The organism is Pseudomonas alcaligenes (assembly GCF_014490745.1).
Lineage (GTDB): Bacteria > Pseudomonadota > Gammaproteobacteria > Pseudomonadales > Pseudomonadaceae > Aquipseudomonas > Aquipseudomonas alcaligenes_C.
This window is the reverse complement of the sequence record NZ_LZEU01000001.1, coordinates 4,416,597-4,436,875: the sequence shown is the minus strand read 5'-3', so window position 1 is coordinate 4,436,875 and position 20,279 is coordinate 4,416,597. Positions and strand designations below refer to the sequence as shown.

General features: G+C 66.4%; 4 protein-coding genes. All 4 read left to right on the top strand.

Annotation, left to right across the window (positions count from 1 at the left end; all coding sequences use genetic code 11):
* Positions 1-11: 11 nt before the first annotated feature.
* Entirely contained in the window at positions 12-770 is a 759-nt protein-coding gene (gene hisF / locus A9179_RS20275; RefSeq protein ID WP_187807998.1) for an imidazole glycerol phosphate synthase subunit HisF, read from the top strand.
* A 331-nt stretch (positions 771-1,101) separates the two neighbouring features.
* Positions 1,102-17,484 (top strand): beta strand repeat-containing protein, encoded by a 16,383-nt coding sequence (locus A9179_RS20270; RefSeq protein WP_187807997.1) that lies wholly within the window; start codon positions 1,102-1,104, stop codon positions 17,482-17,484.
* A gap of 83 nt (positions 17,485-17,567) precedes the next feature.
* Entirely contained in the window at positions 17,568-19,409 is a 1,842-nt protein-coding gene (locus A9179_RS20265) for an O-linked N-acetylglucosamine transferase, SPINDLY family protein (RefSeq protein WP_187807996.1), read from the top strand.
* A gap of 20 nt (positions 19,410-19,429) precedes the next feature.
* The gene (locus tag A9179_RS20260) at positions 19,430-20,257 is read left to right on the top strand and encodes a hypothetical protein (protein WP_187807995.1); all 828 of its coding nucleotides are present in this window, start codon (positions 19,430-19,432) and stop codon (positions 20,255-20,257) included.
* Positions 20,258-20,279 lie beyond the last annotated feature (22 nt).

The following is a 20,279-nucleotide window of genomic DNA, read 5'->3' as shown; positions in this document are numbered from 1 at the left end:
GGACTGCTGACATGGCGCTGGCGAAACGCATCATCCCCTGCTTGGACGTGGACAACGGTCGCGTGGTCAAGGGCGTCAAGTTCGAGAACATCCGCGACGCCGGCGACCCGGTGGAAATTGCTCGCCGCTACGACGAGCAGGGTGCCGACGAGATTACCTTCCTCGACATCACCGCCAGCGTCGACGGCCGCGACACCACCCTGCACACGGTGGAGCGCATGGCCAGCCAGGTGTTCATCCCGCTCACCGTCGGTGGCGGCGTGCGTACCGTGCAGGACATCCGCAACCTGCTGAATGCCGGCGCCGACAAGGTGTCGATCAACACCGCCGCGGTGTTCACCCCGGAGTTCGTCGGCGAGGCTGCCGCTCGCTTCGGCTCGCAATGCATCGTGGTTGCCATCGACGCCAAGAAGGTCGCGCCGGGGCGCTGGGAGATCTTCACCCACGGTGGGCGCAAGCCAACCGGCCTGGATGCCGTGCAGTGGGCGAAGAGGATGGAAGACTTCGGCGCCGGCGAAATCCTGCTGACCAGCATGGATCAGGATGGCGTGAAGAGCGGCTACGACCTCGGCGTCACCCGCGCCATCAGTGAAGCCGTGGGCATCCCGGTGATCGCCTCCGGCGGCGTCGGCAATCTGGAGCACCTGGCTGCCGGTATCCTCGAAGGCAAGGCCGATGCGGTGCTGGCCGCCAGCATCTTCCACTTCGGCGAATACAGCGTGCCGGAGGCCAAGGCCTACCTGGCCAGCCGTGGCATCGTGGTGCGCTGACCAGCGGTCATCTGCGCCGGGCGTTTCCGCCCGGCTTCTCCCCCTTCTTTTCCCGTCTACCATGCTGTTTGTCAGCGTGGTACGCCTTCTGTCGGCCTGGGGAATCCCCCTATAAGTGGCTATGTGCCAGCGTGCTATGCTACATGGCGTAAAAGAATCGCCAAAATTTTGTCGCGATCTTTTGTCAGGCTAAAAAGACGGCAAATTTTCTTCGTTCTACCTCTCAAGGTTTCAAGAATCCTGCCGTCAACCCCGAAATGGGATTTTTCCGCTGCGGTTTGCCAGTGGGTGGCGAAGCTGCGGCGATTCACTCTGCGCAGGTACAACAACAATGAGCAGCATCTTCACTGGCTTGACCACCGCCCAGGTAGCCGCACTGACTACAGCGCAGATCGCCGCGCTGACGACAGATGACATTGCCGGCATCACCACGGCTCAGGTGGTCGCACTGACGACTGCTCAGGTTCGCGTGATTCCCACCACGGCCATCGAGGCCCTGGATACCGCCCAGCTGCGGGCGCTGGAGACGGCCGACTTCGCCGTGCTGACCACCGCGCAGATCGGCGCGCTGGATGCCACCCAGTCGGCTGCGCTGACCACCGCACAGATCGTCGCGCTGACCACGGCTCAGGCTGCTGCCCTGAGCGCCACCCAGGTTGCCGCGCTGACCACTGCCCAGGTTCAGAAGATCGAAACGGCCGATTTCGCCGCGCTTGGCACTGCCCAGATCGCGGCGCTGGACGCTGCCCAGGTTGGCGTGCTGACCAGCGCGCAGATCAAGGCGCTGGCCGCTGATCGGATTGCCGCCATCGATGCGGCCGATATCCCCTCCATCAGCCTGGCGGCTGTGCAGAACCTCACTAGCGTGCAGCTGCAAGCCCTGACCACTGCGCAGATCGTCGCTCTGAGCACTGCCCAGGTGGCGGCGCTGAGCGGTGCCCAGCTCAAGGTATTGAGCGCTGCCCAGGTGGCCGCTCTGGAAACTGCCGACATCGTGGCGCTGGCCACCGGTGTCATCGCCAGCCTGGAAACCGCCCAGCTGGCGGCCTTCACCACTGCCCAGGCGGCCGCGCTGACCACGGCGCAGATTCAACGCCTGGAAACCGCCGACTTCGCCGCCCTCGGTACCGCCCAGCTGGCGGCGCTGGGTACCCACCAGATCAGCGTGCTGAGCTCCAGCCAGGTCGCTGCCCTGACGCCGACCAAGCTGGCTGCCATCGAAGCAGGCGACGTGGCTTATCTGTCGACGGCTGCCATCGCGGCCCTGAGTGCGACTCAGCTGGCCGGCATGACCACGGCCCAGGTCGAGGCCCTGACTACCCTGCAGGTCAGCAAGCTGTCCGCCAGCCAACTGGCCGGCATGACCGTAGCCCAGGTCAAGGCACTGGAAACTGAAGATGTGGCGGCCCTGGCGACTGTCGCCATCGCCGGCTTCACCACTGCCCAAATTGCCGGGCTGAGCACCGACCAGGTGCAGGCTCTGACCAGCGCCCAGGTGCAGCGCCTGGAAACGGCCGATCTGGCCGCGCTGACCACCGCCCAGGTGGGCGCCCTGAGCAGTGCCCAGCTGGGCGCTCTGTCTTCGACTCAGGTGGTCGCGTTGACCACCGCGCAAGTCCCGGCTATCGATGCCGCTGAGCTGGCGGGTCTGTCGTCGGCCGCTGTCGGTGCCCTGACTACTGCCCAGGTGGCGAAGCTGACCACCGCCCAGGTCGAGGCACTGACCACCCTGCAGGTCAAGGCGCTGAAGGCCACCCAACTGGCTGCCCTGAGCACGACCCAGGTGGTTGCCATGGAAACGGCGGATATCGCCGCCCTGGCTCCGACCAGCGTGACGGGCTTTACCACCGCGCAGATGGTGGCCCTGACCAATGCTCAGGTGCAGGCCCTGACTTCGGCGCAGATCGCCCAGCTGGAGACCGCCGACGTCAAGGCACTCTCGGCTGCCCAGATCACCGCCATGAGCTCGGCGCAGATCGGCGCCCTGACCAGTGCCCAGCTGTTGGCCCTGTCCACCGTACAGGTGGCGGCCATCGATGCGGCCGATATCGGCGCGCTGTCGACCAGCGCCATCGCCAACATGAGTACCGCCCAGGTACGCGCCCTGAGCACGGCGGCGCTTGTCGCCCTGACCACCGGACAGGCCGCGGCTCTGACCTCGGCACAGGTAGCAGCACTGACCACGGCGAGCCTGGTGGCCATCGAGCCGACCGACTTCGCCGCGATCAATACTTCCGCCATCAAAGGCCTGGGCACGACCCAGGTGCAGGCGCTGACCAGCGCCCAGGTAGCGGCCCTGACTTCCGTGCAGATCCGTGCCATGGAGGCAGTGGATGTGGCGGCGCTGAGCGCTGGCAGCATCACTGCTCTGAGTTCCGCACAGATCGGCGCCCTGACCGCCGGGCAGATCGCCGCCCTCAGCTCGGCGCAGATCCAGGCCATCGAGGTGGCCGACCTGCCGGCCCTGAGCACGGCTACCATCCAGGGCCTGACCACCATCCAGGTGCGTGGCCTGACTACCGATCAACTGGTGGCCCTGACCACCGCCCAGGTGGCGGCGCTGACCGGCACCCAGCTGGCCGCGCTGAGCACGGCGCAGATCGCCGCCATCGAAGTGGTCGATATCGCCAAGCTGTCAACCGCCGCCATTCCCGGGCTGACCAGTGCCCAGGTGGTTGCGCTCACCGACGCCCAGGTGCAGGCCCTGACCACGGCGCAGATCACTGCTCTGGAAGCAGCTGACTTCAAGGCCCTGAGCGCTGCCGACATCACCCTGCTGAATGCCGGGCAGATCGGCGCCATCACCGCCCTGCAGATTTCCGGCCTGAGTACCGCCCAGTTGCAGGCCATCGACGTGGCGGATATCCCGTCGCTGTCCATCGCCGCCCTCAAGGCCCTCAGCGCGGCCCAGCTGGGTGGTTTCACCACCGCACAGCTGGCGGCTCTGACGACCGCCCAGGTCGCCGCTCTGGAAGTGGCCGACCTGGCCGGCCTGTCTTCGGCGCAGATCACCGCACTGACCCAAACCCAAGCTGCCGCGCTGACCTCGGCGCAGGTCGCCGCCCTCAGCGTGACCCAGCTGGACGGCCTGGAAGTGGCCGACCTGGCTGCCCTCAGCACCCTGGCTGTGAAGGCCATGAGCTCGGCCCAGCTGGCTAGCCTCAGCAGCGACCAGCTGCAGGCGCTGACCACTGCCCAGGCCGCAGCCCTGAGCTCGGCCCAGGTAAGTGGCCTGAGCACCGCGCAGATCACCCAGCTCGAAGTGGCCGACCTGGCCGCGCTGTCGACCTCGGTGATTGCCGGGATGAGCACCGCGCAGATCGCCAGCATCACCGCGGCGCAGATCGACAACCTGACCACGGCGCAGATCGCCGCCATCGAAACGGCCGACATCAAGGTCATCGGCACCCAGCAGATGGCTGCCCTGACCGCCCAGCAAGTGGCGGCCCTGACCATCCCGCAACTGGTGGCCATGACCACCACGCAGATCGGCGCGCTGAGCTCGCCGCTGAGCAGCGAGCAACTGGTCGCCCGTGAAATGGGGGCCCTGACCACTGCCAATATCCAGGCCCTGACCACCGCCCAGATCGCCGCCTGGACCACCGCGCATACCGCGGCCCTCACCTCGGTGCAGGTGGCGGCCATGTCCACCGTGCAGATCCGTGCCATCGAAACCGAGGATCTGCAGACCCTGTCGCAGAGCGTGATTGCGGGCCTGAGTACTGCCCAGATTTCCCGCTTGACCAATGCCCAGGTTGCCGCGCTGACCACGGCACAGATCGATGCCATCGAGACGGTGGATATCCAGGCGCTGACTACCGCGCAGATCGTCGCATTGAAAACCGCCCAGGCGGCGGCGCTGGATAGCGCCCAGGTGACAGCGCTCACCAGTGCTCAGGTACGGGCCCTGGAAGTGGCCGATCTGGCTGCTCTGAGCACTGCTGCGGTGAGCAAGCTGACGGTGGCCCAGATTGCCGCGCTCACCCCGACCCAGGTCGGGGCGTTTACTACGACTCAGATCCAGTCCCTGACGGCTGCCCAGGTCAAGGCCCTGAGCACTGCACAGATGCAGGCGCTCAGCTCGGCCCAGTTTGCTGCACTGGGCTCGGCGCAGATCGCGGCCATGGAAACCGCCGATGTGGTGGCCCTGACCACTGCCCAGGTTGCTGCGCTGACGACTTCCCAGGTGGCTGCCCTCAGCTCCGCGCAGATCACTGCGCTGACCAGCAAGCAGATTGCTGCACTGACGACCACCCAGGTCGATGTGCTCAGCACCGCGCAGATCGTTGCCCTGGATAGCGAAGACTTCAAGGCCATGACCACCGCGCAGGTCGCGGCTCTCGACTCTGTCCAGATACGGGCCATGCAGACCGCGGATATTGCTGCGCTGACCACGGCTCACTTCGCCACCTTGAGCACAGCGCAACTGGCTGCGCTGACCACGGCTCAGGTGCGCGCCATTGAAACCTCCGACCTGCGCCAGCTCGGTACTGCGCAGATCGCCAGCCTGAGCTCGGCCCAGATTGCGGCCCTGAGCACCGATCAGATTGCCAAGCTGTTTAACGGGCAGGTTGCTGCCATCGAAACCCAGGATCTGGTGGCTCTCAGTACTGCGGCTATCGTTGCGCTAAGCAATGCCCAGGTGGCTGCACTGAGTACCGCGCAGATCGCGGCGCTGACTCCGGTGCAGATTGCGGCCCTACAGACCAGCGATCTGGCGGTGCTGGATAGCGCCCAGATCGCCGCGCTGACTACTGCCCAGATCACTGCGCTGACCACTCTGCAACTGGCCGGTATGACGCCGGAGCAGATCGCTGCCCTGCAGACGGAAGATCTGGTCAGGTTGTCCGCCCTGCAGATCAAGGCGCTGACCTCCAGTCAGGTGGCGGAACTGACCACCGAGCAACTGGCAGCCCTCACCACCGCTCAGGTGGCGGCACTAGAAACGACTGATCTGAGTGCGCTCAGTGAAGACCAGATTGCCGCCCTGAGCAGCACCCAGGTGGCTGCGCTCGGCACTGCGCAGATCGTCGCCCTGACTACCGCCCAGGTGGCTGCACTGGAGGCCGAAGATATTGCGGGTATGGGCCTGGCGGCCTTCAAGACGCTGACCACTGCCCAGTTGCGTGCCCTTGGCGAGGAGCAGATGGCTGCTCTGACCACCGCTCAGGCGGCGTCCCTCACGACTGCCCAGATTCGTGCCCTGACCGTTGGCCAGCTGACCGCCATGGAAACCGCAGATCTGGCCGTGCTGACCACGGCCAGCATCGCCGCTCTGCTCAGCAGCCAGGTGCAGGGCCTGACCTCGGAGCAGATCGCTGCGCTGACCAGCGCCCAGCTGGCTGCCCTGAGCACCCAGCAGATTGGTCTGCTGAGCGCGGAGCAGGTTGCCGCTATCGAGACGGCCGACCTGGCCCAGCTGAACTCGGCCGCTATCAAGGCCCTGAGTTCGGCTCAGGTGGCTGCTCTGACCAGCGAACAGGTCGCGGCTCTGGTGACTGCCCAAGTGGCGGCGCTGGATACTGTGGATGTCGCCGCGCTGAGCCAGGAGCAGCTCCTGGCTCTGAGCAGCAGTCAATTGCGTGCCCTAAGCACCGCCCAGATAGCGGCGCTCGGCTCCGACCAGCTGGCTTCACTGGGCACCGAGCAGATCGAGGTGCTGACCACGGCCCAGGTGCGTGCGCTGGAAACCGCGGATCTGCGAGCCCTGAGCGCCGAACAGATCCAGGTATTGACCACGGCTCAGGTTGTCGCGCTGTCCACCAGTCAAATTGCCGCGCTGACCAGCGACCAGGTGGCCGCTCTGGAAATCGACGACCTGATCGTGCTCTCCACTGCCAGCATCAAGGCGCTGGGCAGTGCCCAGGTTGCCGCGCTGACCACCGACCAGATTGCCGCGCTCGGCACTGCCCAGGTGGCTGCGCTGGATAGCCAGGACGTGGCTGCCCTGGGCACCGAGCAGATTGTTGCCCTGACCAACGAGCAGATGGCGGCCCTCGGCTCCGCTCAACTGGCGGCACTCAGCAGTGCGCAGATCGCAGCCATCGAAACCTCCGACCTGCAGCAGCTCTCCACCGCTGTCATCCGTAATCTGACCAATGCCCAGATCCAGGCGCTGACCACCGACCAGGTGCAGGCGTTGACCGGGGCGCAGGTGGTGGCCCTGAGCACGAGCCAATTGACCAACCTGAGCACCGATCAGATCGTGGCTCTGGATGCCGAAGATCTGGCGCTGCTGAGCACCGTGCAGATCGTGGCTCTGAGTTCTACCCAGGTGGCTGCACTGACTATCGAGCAGGTGGCCAACCTCGGCTCTGACCAGCTGGGTGCCCTGGAGACCGCCGATATCCGCGCGCTGGGCACTGCCCAAATCGCTGCCCTGACCGAGGATCAGGTGGTTGCCCTGCGCTCCGCGCAACTGGCTGCCCTGACCACCGATCAGATCCGTGCCCTGGAAGTCCAGGATCTGGCGGCTCTCACCAGTGCTGCCATCGCGGGTCTGAGTGTGGCCCAGACCCAGGCCCTGAGCACAGCACAGATTGCCGCGCTGACCGAGAACCAGGTACCGGCACTGACCAGCGCCCAGATGGCGGCGCTCAGTACCGAACAGGTCGCTGCGTTCGAACCCTCCGATCTGGCCGCCCTGGCGCCAGCCACTATTGCCGGACTCAGCTCGGTACAGATGGCGGCCCTGAGCACCGCCCAGATCGCTGCGCTGACTTCCGAGCAGATTGCTGCCCTGGACGCCTCCGATCTGGCGTCGCTAACCACCGAACAGATCGTGGCCCTGACTCAGAGCCAAGTGCGTGGCCTGACCTCCGCCCAGGTGGCGGCCTTGAGCACCGAGCAACTGGCGGCCATGGAAACCGCCGACCTGTCCAAGCTGACCACCATCAGCGTGGCGGCCCTGTCTTCGGCGCAGCTGGCGGCCCTGAGCATCGATCAGGTGGCGGCATTGACTGTTGCCCAGGTGGGCGCACTGAACTCGGCCAGCCTGGCCGGGCTGAACACCGCCCAGGTGGCCGCCCTTTCCTCCCTGCAGGTGGCAGCGCTGAGCGTGACCCAAGTGGCGGCGCTGAGCACCGCCCAGATAGTCGCGCTGGATGCCGTGGATGTCGCTGCGCTGAGCAATACTCGGATTGCGGCGCTGACCACTGCCCAGGTCGCCGCGCTGACCCTCGGCCAGCTCGAGGCATTGAGCACGGCACAGGTACGCGCGCTGGAAACCGAGGATGTGGCCGCGCTGGGCACCGCCCAGCTAGTGGGCCTGGATACCGCGCAGATCGCCGCCCTGACCACTGCGCAGATCGCTGCGCTGACCAGCGCCCAGCTACAGGCGCTGACCGCTGACCAGCTCGAGGCACTAAGTGGTACCCAGGTTGCTGCCATCGAAACCGCTGATCTGGTGGCGCTCAGCACCGACCAACTGCAGGCTCTGAGCACCGCGCAGGTCGCGGCACTGAAGACGGCGCAGATCGCTGCCCTGACCACCGCGCAGATCGCCGCGTTGGAAGCCGGTGATGTGGCTGGTCTGAGTGCAGCCCAGGTGGTTGCTCTGACGACCGCCCAAGCCGCAGCACTGACTATCGACCAGGTCTCCGCACTGGGCACTGCCCAGGTTCGAGCCCTGGAAACCGCTGACCTGGCGGCACTGGTCACCGACCGTATCGCCGCCCTGTCGACTGTTCAGCTGGAGGCCCTGACCACCGCGCAGATTGTTGCGCTGACCACGGCCCAGGTGCGGGCGCTGAGCGCCGATCAATTGGCCGGTCTGACGACCACCCAGATACGTGCACTGGCCACCGATGACTTGGCGTCTCTCAGTACCGACCAGATTGCCGCCCTGACCCAGGATCAGGTCGCCGCCCTGAGCAATGCCCAGGTGGTGGCGCTGACCACCGCCCAGGTTGCGGCCATCGAGGTGGCCGACCTGGCGGGTCTGACCACCGCTCAGATGCAGGCCCTACAGACTGATGACCTGGCCGCCCTGACCACCGTGCAGATCGCTGCGCTGAGCAGCACTCAGCTGCTTGCGCTGAGCACGGCGCAGATCGTGGCTCTGACCAGTGCCCAGGTTGCCGCTCTGACCAACGCCCAGGTGCAGGCTCTCTCCACGGCCCAAGTACGTGCTCTGGAGACGGTCGACCTAGCCGCACTGACCACGGCACAGGTTCAGGCATTGACCACCGCACAGGTTGTGGCCCTGAGCAGCGGCCAGGTTGCCAGCTTGACCCAGACCCAGATTGCCGCCCTGGAAAGCAGCGACCTGCGTGCCCTGACCACGGCACAGATCGTGGCGCTGACCACCGCGCAGATCCAGGCCCTGACCACCACCCAGATCACCCAGCTGACCAGTGTCCAGATTGCTGCCCTGGAAACTGCCGACCTGGCTGCTCTGAGCCAGGAGCAGGTGTTCGCCCTCAGCGGCTCACAACCGACTGCCCTGACCACCGCCCAGATCGCCAGCCTGCCGACCGCGCAGATCGCTGCCTGGCAGACCGCCGATCTGGTCAACCTGACCACCGCGCAGATCGTGGCGCTGACTACTGCACAGATGCAGGCCCTGACTCTGGAGCAGGTTCCGGCCCTGACCACGGCGCAGATCCGTGCCCTGGAAACCGCCGACCTGGCGGCGCTGACTGCCGAGCAGATCGCCAACCTGACCACTGTGCAGGTGGCTGCCCTGAGTACCGCGCAGATCGTGGCGCTCACCACTGCCCAGGTTGCCGCGCTGGAAGTCGCTGACCTGCAGGCGCTGAGCACGGCCCAGATTCGCGCGCTGGAAACCGCCGACCTGGCTGCCCTGACCGATAGCCAGATCGTCGCCCTGAGTACCGCCCAGGTGGCGGCCCTGAGCACTGCTCAGGTCAGCAAACTCACCGTTGGCCAGGTCGCTGCTCTGGAGAGTGCTGACCTGCGTGCCCTGAGCACGGATCAGATCGTTGCCCTCACCTCGGCACAGATCCAGGCCCTGGGCGTTGCCCAGATTGCTGCTCTGACCACGGCCCAGGTACGTGCCATCGAAACGGCAGACGTGGCGGTACTCAGCGCCGAGCAGTTGGCCGCGCTGACCACGGCGCAGATCCAGGCGCTGACCACGGCGCAGATCGTTGCCCTGACCACCGCCCAAGTACAGGCGCTGGAGCTGGTCGATCTGCAGGCGCTGACCACGGCGCAGCTGGTTGCTCTGGAAACGGCCGACCTCGCTGCATTGCGCACTGATCAGATCGAGGCCCTGACCACCGCACAATTTGCCGCGATGACCAGCGCCCAGCTGGTGGCGCTGACCACCGAGCAGGTCGCTGCGATGCAGACGGCCGATGTGGTTGCGCTCAGCCCGAGCCAGATCGCCAAGCTGGAAAATGCCGATATCGCTGCCCTGCAGGCGGCGCAGATCGCGGCCTTGACCACCGCCCAGGCGGTCGCCCTGACCACCGCGCAGATTGCCGCCCTGACCAGCGACCAGCTGGCCGCCATGACTACGGCTGACCTGCATGCCCTGACCACTGCCCAGATCCGCGCCATTGATGCCACTGACCTGGTTGCGCTGAGTAGCAGCCAGCTGATTGCCCTGACCACCGCCCAGGCGGCCGCGCTGACCACCGCTCAGGTGGCGGCTCTGGCGCCGAGCCAGATGAGTGCCCTGGAAACGGCCGATCTGGCGGCGCTGGGCTCTGCCCAGATTGTCGCCCTGAGCTCGGCTCAGTTGGCCGCTCTGACCAGCGTTCAGCTGCAGGCGCTGACGCCGACGCAGATCAAGGCCATCGAAACGGCTGATCTGGCGGCCCTCAGCGGCACCCAGGTGAACAAGCTGACGGTTGCCCAGATCCAGGCGCTGACCACGGCCCAGCTGGTGGCTCTGACCACTGCCCAGGTCGAGTCGCTGACCACTGCCCAGGTGGTTGCCCTGACTACCGCGCAGATCCAGGCTCTGGAAACTGCCGATGTGGCAGCCCTGACGGCTGCGCAGATCGTCGCCCTGAGCACTGCGCAGGCCGCCGCGCTGACTGCCGGACAGATCGCGGCGCTGACCGTCGATCAGGTCGCCGTGCTGGAAACGGCTGACCTTGCGGCGATTGGCACCCTGATGATCCCGAGCCTGACCGTGGCTCAGATCGGCGCGCTGAGCGATGCCCAGGTGGCCGCTCTGACCACCGCCCAGATTGCTGCCATGGAAACCGCCGACCTGGCCGCCCTCAGTGCCGACCAGGTGGTGGCTCTGACCAGCGCCCAGGTGGCCGCGTTGAGTACCGCGCAGCTGGCCAAGCTGACCACGGTGCAGATCGAGGCGCTGGAGGTCGCCGATCTGCAGGCCCTGAGCACGGCGCAGATCGTTGCCCTGACCACTGCCCAGGTACGGGCTCTGAGCCAGGCGCAGATTGCTGCGCTGAGCACCGCTCAAGTGCGGGCGCTGGAGAATGCCGATGTGGTCGTCCTGACCAGCGACCAGCTGGCGGCGCTGACCACGGCGCAGATCCAGGCCCTGAGCACGGCGCAGATCGTGGCTCTGACTACTGCCCAGGTTTCCGCCCTGGAGACTGTCGATGTGGCTGCGCTGACTACCGCGCAGATAGTCGCCCTGGAAACCGCTGACCTGGCGGCCCTGACAGTCGAGCAGATTGCTGCCCTGGGCACCGCTCAGCTGGCGAAGCTGAGTACTGCGCAGATCGTGGCCCTGACTACTGCCCAGGTGGCAGCAGTGGAAACTGCCGACTTGGCTGCACTGACCAATGCTCAGCTGCAAGCGCTGAGTACAGCACAGGTGCGCGCACTCAGTGTTGAGCAGATTGCTGCCCTCGGCACCGCCCAGGTGGCGGCTCTGTCGACGGCCAGCATCCAGGCCCTGAGTACCGCCCAGGTGGTGGCCCTGACCAGTGACCAGGTGGCCGGGCTGAGCACCGCTCAAGTGGTTGGCCTGAGCTCTGCCCAGGTGGCGGCGCTGCAGACCGGCGATCTGGCGGCCATGAGCACAGCGCAGATCCGTGCCCTGGAAACCGCTGATCTGGTGGCTCTGAGCCAGCAGCAGGTGGCCGGACTGACCTCGGCCCAGGTGGCTGCCCTGAGCACTGCCCAGATTGCCGCACTGACCACCGTACAGGTTGCTGCCCTACAAAGCGGTGATCTGCAGGCCATGAGCACGGCGCAGATCGTTGCCCTGAGCACTGCCCAGGTACGTGCCTTGACCGGTGAGCAGGTTGCTGCACTGACCACTGCTCAGGTACGCGCCCTGGAGACTGCCGATATCGCGGCCCTGAGCACCGATCAGGTGGAGGCCCTGACCCCGACGCAGAGCGCTGCCCTGACTACCGCGCAGATCGTTGCTCTGACCACGGCCCAGGTCGCTGCGCTGGAAGTGGCCGATCTGGCGGCCCTGACCACGGCGCAGATCCGTGCTCTGGAAACCGCCGACATTGCGGTACTGAACGAGGATCAGGTCGCTGCCCTGACCACCGCCCAGGTTGCGGCCTTGAACACTGCACAGATCGTGGCGCTGACCAGCACCCAGGTCGAGCTGCTGTCCGTCAGCCAGGTCGCTGCCCTGACCACCGCCCAGGTGGCGGCACTGCAGACCACCGACCTTGCCGCGTTCAGCGATGTGCAGCTGGTGGCTCTGACCACTGCCCAGGCTGCCGTGCTGACCGGTGCACAGATCGCCGCGCTCAGTCCCGACCAGGTCGCTGCACTGCAGACCCAGGACTTCGCCTCGTTGTCCACCGCCGCCATTGTCGGCCTGACCACCGCCCAGGTGGCCAATCTGACTCTGGCGCAGATCGCCGCGCTGACTAGCTCTCAGATCGCTGCCATGGAAGTACTGGATCTGGCCGCGATGACTCCCGAGCAACTGGCCGAGCTGAGTACGGCCCAGGCCGCCGCACTGAGCAGTGCGCAGTTCAACGCGCTCAGCCCCGAACAACAGGCTGCCTTGGATCCGGAGGCGTTGACCGCAGGTGAGGTTGCCTTCATAGAGGGGTTGACCACTGACAGTGTGCCGGCCCTGACCACCGCCCAGGTGGCGGCCTGGACCACCCGGCAGATCCGTATCATGGAGACCGAGGATCTGGCCGCGCTGACCACCGTTCAGGTGCAGGCGCTAACCACCGAGCAGATGCAAGCCCTGACTACGCTGCAGCTGCAGGCGCTGACCACGGCGCAGATCGCCGCGCTGGAGGGTGAGGACGTCGCCGCGCTGAACAATGCGCAGCTGGTGGCGCTGACCACTGCCCAGGCCGCCGCATTGACCGATAGCCAGATCGATGCCCTGAGCACCGCGCAGATCCGTGCGCTCGAGGTGGCCGACCTGGCTGCGCTCAGTGCCGGCCGTATCGCCGGCCTGAGCACCGAGCAGGTTGCAGCCCTCAGTGGTGCGCAGATCCAGGGGCTGACCACGGCCCAGGTCGTGGCACTGACCGAGACCCAGATTGCGGCCCTGACGACGGCGCAGATTCGCTCCATGGAAACCGCCGATCTGGCCGTGCTGACGGCCGATCAGGTCGCTGCCATCGAGACCGAGGATCTGCTGGCGCTGACCAACGAGCAGATCACCGCGCTGACCAGTGCCCAGGTCGTGGCCCTGACCGACACCCAGGTCGCCGCGCTGAGCACTGCGCAGATCAAAGCGTTGAGCACGGAAGATGTCGCCATCATGACGGTGAACCAGCTCGATGCCCTGAGCACTGCCCAGGTGCAGGCGCTGACCACCGCACAGATCGTTGCGCTGACTCCGGCACAGTTCGCCAACGGCTTCTCGGCAACCCAGATCAGCAAGCTCACCACCGCCCAGATCGAGGTCTTGGCCACTGCCGATATCGCAGCCCTGACCGAAGAGCAGGTGGCGGCATTGACCACTCTGCAGACTGCTGCCCTGAGCACCGCGCAGTTCGCCAGCCTGTCGGCGACGCAGATTGCTGCACTCTCCACCGCCAACATCCAGGCCCTGAGTGCTGCGCAACTGGTGGCACTGACCACTGCCCAGGTGCAGGCTCTGGTGTTCGAGCAGTTGGCTGCCCTGACCACAGACCAGATCGTGCTGATGGAAACCGCGGATATCTCCGCGCTGACCATCGACCAGATCCAGCTGCTGTCCACTGCCCAGGTCGGCGCGTTGACGGCGACCCAGGTGATTAACCTGACCACTGCACAAATCGCGGCGCTGGAGCCTCAGGATCTGGCGTCGATGTCCACTACGGTGATTCCGCAGTTGACCTCGGCGCAGATTCAGGCTCTTACACAGGATCAGATCGGCTCTTTGACCACCGCGCAGATCCGCGCTCTGGAAACTGGTGATCTGGCTCTGCTGAGCAGTGCCCAGCTGGCAGGACTGCAGCTGAACCAGATGAGTGCGCTGACCACGGCGCAGATCGTGGCCCTGACCACCGCTCAGGTGCAGGCACTCAGCAACGATCAGATTCAGGCCCTGACCGCGTCCCAGGTCGCCGCGCTGGAGACTGCCGATATCCAGGCCCTGACCACCGCCCAGGTGGCCGGCATGGAGGCGCAGGATGTGGCAGCTCTGACCAGTGCGCAGGTGATTGCCCTGACCAGCGATCAGGTGAAGGTGCTGACCGCCGAGCAGATTCAGGCTATGACCAAGACCCAGCTGTCGCAGCTGGAGACGGCCGACCTGGCACTGCTCAACACCGTGCAGATCCGCGCCATCGAGACCGCCGACATCAGCGGCCTGACCACCGCGCAGATCGTCGCCCTGACCACGGCCCAGGTTGCCGCGCTGACCACCGCTCAGGTGGTGGCGCTGACTACCACGCAGTTCCAGGCCCTGGAAACCGCCGACCTGGCCGCGCTGACTACTGCCCAGATCCGCGCCCTGGAAACCCGCGATCTGGCTGTGCTCAGCACCGCGCAGATTGCTGCGTTGACCAGTGACCAGGTGGTGGCGCTGACCACGGCGCAGATCGTTGCACTGAGTACCGATCAGATTCCGGCTCTGGATGCCGCTGATGTCGCCCTGCTCAGCACGGCACAGATCGCGGCCATGCAGACTCGCGATGTGGCGGTACTGACCTCGGCCCAGATCGTTGCGCTGACCACGGCGCAGGCCGAGGCGCTGAGTTCGGCCCAACTGGCTGCGCTGACCACAGCCCAACTGGTGCGGATCGAGACTGCCGACCTAGTGGCTATTACCACTGCCACCCTGCAGGGGCTGAGTACCGAGCAGGCGGCTGCGCTGACCACTGCCCAGGTCGCCGCGCTGACTACCGACCAGCTGGTTTCCATCAAGACCTCCGACCTGGCTGCGCTGACCACCGCGCAGATCGTCGCCCTGGGTAGCGATCAGGTTGCCGCGCTGACCACCGCTCAGGTGCAGGCGCTGACCACGGCTCAGGTGGCTGCCCTGGAAGTGGCCGACTTCGCCGAGCTGACTACAGCGCAGATCGCCGCTCTGGAGACGGCTGATGTCGCTGCGCTGACCACCGCCCAGGTGGTGGCGCTGACCAATGCCCAGGCCGCGGCACTCGGTTCCACCCAGGTGGCGGCACTGAGCACCACGCAACTGGTGCAGATGGAGGTGGCCGACCTTGCCGCACTGTCGACGGCGGCCATCGTCGGTCTGACCACTGCCCAGGCTGCCGTGCTCACCAGCGCCCAGCTGCAGGCACTGACTACCGACCAGCTGCAGGCCATGGAAACCCGCGACCTCGCGGCGCTGACCACGGCACAGATCCGCAACCTGACCAGCGATCAGTTCCAGGCGCTGACCACGGCGCAGATCAAGGGGCTCACCAGCTCCCAGGTCGAGGCATTGGAAACCGCAGATCTGGCGGCCCTGAGTACCGACCAGATCCGCGCCATCGACGCCACCGACCTGGCCCTGCTGAGCACCGATCAGCTGGTGGAGTTGACTGTCGCCCAGGTCGGCGCACTGACTACCGACCAGGTGGTCAAGCTGACCACGGCCCAGTTCCAGGCGCTGACTACCGATCAGCTGCAGGCGCTGACCACCGAGCAGGTGGCGGCCATGCAGGGGGCCGATGTGGCGGTTCTGACCACCGCGCAGATCGTCGCCCTGACGGTCGCCCAGGTGCAGGCGCTGACCACCAGCCAGATCGTCGCTCTGACCAGCGAGCAGTTCGCGGCCATGCAGGTCGGTGACCTGGCGTCGCTGAGCACTACTCAGGTACAGGCAATCCAGGGTTCCGATCTGGCGGCGCTGTCCACCGACCAGATTCAGGCGCTGACCACCGCTCAGGTGCATGCCCTGACCACCGCGCAGATCGTGGCGCTGACCACCGCCCAGGTGGCCGCGCTGGAAACTGTCGACCTGGCAGCCCTGAGCACGGCGCAGATCCAGGCCATGCAGATCTCCGACCTGGCTTCGCTGACCACCGCGCAGATCGTCGCCCTGACCACGGCCCAGGTGCATGCCCTGACCGCGGCGCAGATCTACGGTCTGACCACCGAGCAGGTGGCGGCCCTGGCCACCGACGACCTGCAGGCGCTGAGCACCGCGCAGATCCAGGCGATGCAGAACACTGACCTGGCCTCGCTGACCACCGACCAGATCCAGGCGCTGACCACCGAGCAGGTAGTGGCGCTGACCACTGCGCAGATCAAGGCGCTGACCACCGATCAGATCGTGGCGCTGACCAGCGACCAGATCGCCGCCATCGAGACGGCCGACATCGTCGCGCTGACTTCGGCGCAGATCGGGGCCATCGAGGCCGGTGACTTCTCCCACCTGAGTACCGCGCAGCTGGTGGCGATCGACGTGGCGGACATCGCCGCGCTGACCACCGACCAGCTGACGGCGTTGAGCATGAGCCAGGCGGACGCCTTCACCGCGTCGCAGCTGGCAGCCATGAGCACCGAGCAGCTCAGTGTGCTGAACACCTCGCCGCTGATCCTCGATCTCAACGGCGATGGTGTGCAGACCCTGCACTGGGCGGCCAACACCCGCTTCGACATCGACGGCGACGGCGATCTGGACGCCACCGGCTGGGTCGGCGAGGGTGATGGCCTGCTGGCACTCGACCGCAACGGCGATGGCAGCATCAACGACGGCAGCGAGCTGTTCGGTACCGCCACCACCCTGGCCGATGGCAGCAAGGCACAGAACGGCTTCGCCGCCCTGGCCGAGCTGGACAGCAACGCCGATGGCCGCATTGATGCAAACGACCAGGCCTTCTCCTCGCTGCGCGTGTGGATGGATGCCAACAAGGACGGGGTGAGCCAGACCGGCGAGCTGTACAGCCTGTCGAGCCTGGGCATCGCCAGCATCAACCTGGGCGCCGAGCAGACCAGCGAGCTGAACAACGGCAACTGGATCGGCCTGAGCGGCAGCTACGAAACCACCGACGGCGGGGTGCACAGCATCGTCGACGCCTGGTTCCGCAGCGGCGACGGCGAGCAGACCATCGACCTGACCGCGCTCAACCCGCAGTCGGTGAGCGAGCACAGCCTCAGCCGCATCGACCTGGGTTCCGACGCCGGCCACACCAGCACCCTGAAGCTGGATGCGGACAGCGTCAGCCACTTCGGTCAGGCCGGCCTGGTCGACACCAGCGGCCTGGGCGCCTCGCATCCGGTGCAGCTGATCGTCAATGGCGATGCCCATGACAGCGTGCAGATCAGCGATCCGGCCGGTGCCTGGCATGCAGCGGGCAGCGTACAGGTCGACGGCACCAGCTACGACGTGTACAACGACGGGGACATCCAGCTCCTGGTGGCCAGCAGCGTGCACACCAGCTTCTACTCCTAGTAGCTGGTAGCGAACCCCGGCGACGCGCAGGCGTCGCCGGGGTTTCGTCGCACCTCGTCAACCACTCTTTGCCAAGGCGTGCCATGCCTGAACAATTGCTCGACAACCCGAACCTCGATATCGCCCTGCTCAACACCCTGCAGGCGGCCGAACAGGCCCGCCTCGAACCGGTGCAGCTGATCGCCGTGGCCGAGCGCCTGGGCCAGGCCGGGCGCCCGGCAGACGTGGCGCGGCTGTACCAGGCCTGGCTGGGGCATTGCAGCTCCAGCGCCGACTACATCGTGCAGTTCAACCTGGGCGTGACCCTGTCGCAGCTGGAGCAGCTGCCGGCGGCCGAACAGGCCTACCGGGCGGCGATCCAGCGCAAGCCGGACTTCACCCAGGCCTGGTTCAACCTGGGCGCGGTGATCGAGCGCCAGGGCCGGGCGGAGAATGCCCTGGTGATCTGGCAGTCGATGCTTGACCACCCGCTGGTGGGGCCGCAGCTGAATCCCGAGCTGTACCTGATGGTGCTCAACAGCATGGGCCGGCTGATGGAGGAGATCCGCCAGCTGAACGGCGCCGAAGCCAAGCTGCTGGCCAGCCTGCAGGCCGATCCGGCGCAGCCCAAGGTGATCCAGCACTGGGTGCACCTGCGCCAGAAGCAGTGCGAGTGGCCGGTGTTTACCGCCCTCGACGGCCTGTCGCGCGGCGACCTGCTCAAGGCCACCTCGCCGCTGGCGATGCTTTCGGCCAGCGACGACCCCGGGCTGCAGCTGGCCACCGCGCAACACTTCGTCGCCGAACGGGTCAACCAGCGGGTGCCGGAGCTGGCGGCCAGGCAGGGCTATGGCCATGAGCGCCTGCGCATCGCCTTCCTGTCCTCCGACTTCTGCCTGCACGCGGTGTCGCTGCTGACGGTGGAGCTGTTCGAACTGCTCGACCGCCAGCGCTTCGAGGTCTACGGCTTCTGCTGGAGCCGCGAGGACGGCTCGGCCTTGCGCGCGCGGGTCAAGGCGGCGATGGATCACTTCGTCTCCATCGGCGGCCTGGACGATGGCACGGCCGCCCAGCTGATCCGTCAGCATGAGATCGACATCCTGGTCGACCTGCAGGGCCTGACCTCCGGGGCGCGGCCGAACATCCTGGCCTACCGCCCGGCGCCGCTGCAGCTCACCTACCTGGGCTTCCCCGGGCCGACCGGGCTGCCCTGCGTCGACTACGTGATCGCCGACCGCTACCTGATCCCGGAAGACGAGAAACCCTTCTACAGCGAGAAGCCGCTGTACCTGCCGGTGTTCCAGTGCAGCGACCGCCAGCGCCCGGTGGCGCCGCTGCCGAGCCGCGCCGACTGCGGCCTGCCGGACGACCGCGTGGTGTTCTGCTGCTTCAACAACAACTACAAGTTCAACGAGGAAATGTTCTCCTGCTGGATGCGCATCCTCGCCGCGGTGCCCGATAGCCTGTTCTGGCTGCTGGCCGACAACCAGTGGTCGCAGGCCAACCTGATCGCCTGTGCCGAGCGCCACGGGGTTGCCGCCGAGCGCCTGGTGTTCGCCCCGCGGGTGGCGCCGGAACTGTACCTGGCGCGCTACACGGTGGCCGACCTGTTCCTCGATGCCTACCCGTTCAACGGCGGCACCACCGCCAACGACGCGCTGTGGATGGGCCTGCCGGTGCTGACCCGTTCCGGCCGTACCTTCGCCTCGCGCATGGCTGGCAGCCTGCTCACCGCCCTCGACCTGCCGGAGCTGATCACCGACAACCTGGCCGATTACGAGCGCCGGGCCATCGAGCTGGCGCGCCACCCCGAGCAGCTGCGCGCGCTGCGCCAGCGCCTGGCGGCGGGTCGCGAGAATTCCCTGTTGTTCGACATGCCGCGCTTCGTGCGCAGTTTCGAAGACGCGCTGCTGAGCGCCACTGCGTCAGCCCGCGCTGACGCCTGATTGCGGAACGGAAACCATCGATGTCGCCCGAGAGCCTGCTCTACGCCTGCCTGACCCACGTGCCGCTGGAAATGCACTACCCGGACTATGTCACGCCGATCTACATGGGCGAGGCCCAGGGCGAGGGGCGTCTGAACCTGCGCGACCTGGCCCCGGAGTGGGAGCCCCATCACCCGGTGCTGGGTTCGATCGCCGGCGCCTTCGCCCTGAAGAACCTGCTGCTGCAGCGCCCACAGGTGCGCTACGTGGGCATCTGCCAGTACCGCAAGTTCATGACCCGCGAGCGCATCGGCGTGCAGGCCGACAACTACCAGGTGATGGACGTGCTGTCGGCCGAACAGATCGACCGCCAGGTACTCAGCGAACAGATGCTGCCGCAGGGCTCGGACTTCCTGATCGGCAAGCCCGGCCAGTTCACCCTCAACGGGGTCAACCACGGCTACCTGTACCAGTACAAGGACGTGCACCACATCGAGGATCTGCTGCGCTTCACCGCGGTGGCGGTGGAGCTCGGCGTGCTGGATCGCCAGGAAGTCATTCCGTTCTTCGACGAGAAGATCTTCTTCCCCGGCGGCATCGAGCTGGGCGTGCTGCCGGCGGACTTCTGGCTGTGCCATATCTCCGCCATCGAGGCGGTGGTGCGCCGTTGCGTGGAGCTGCACCCGACCCAGCGTCCGGATGTGCAGGCGCGGGTCTGGGCCTTCTGCGCCGAGCGCCTGGGCAGCTACTACCTGCTGCGCCAGTTGCGCAGCCTGCCGAGCGCCAATGGCGACTGGCTGAGCCGGCATACCGGTCAGCTCAACCTGCTGGTGAAGAGCGGCGAGCGCAGCTACGTGCCGGGCGTGTGAGGTCTATTCCCTCTCCCTTCGG

Coding starts and splice junctions, on each gene's coding strand:
- A9179_RS20270 (WP_187807997.1), top strand. CDS start 1,102: ATGAGCAGCATCTTCACTGGCTTGACCACCGCCCAGGTAGCCGCACTG.
- A9179_RS20260 (WP_187807995.1), top strand. CDS start 19,430: ATGTCGCCCGAGAGCCTGCTCTACGCCTGCCTGACCCACGTGCCGCTG.
- A9179_RS20265 (WP_187807996.1), top strand. CDS start 17,568: ATGCCTGAACAATTGCTCGACAACCCGAACCTCGATATCGCCCTGCTC.
- hisF (WP_187807998.1), top strand. CDS start 12: ATGGCGCTGGCGAAACGCATCATCCCCTGCTTGGACGTGGACAACGGT.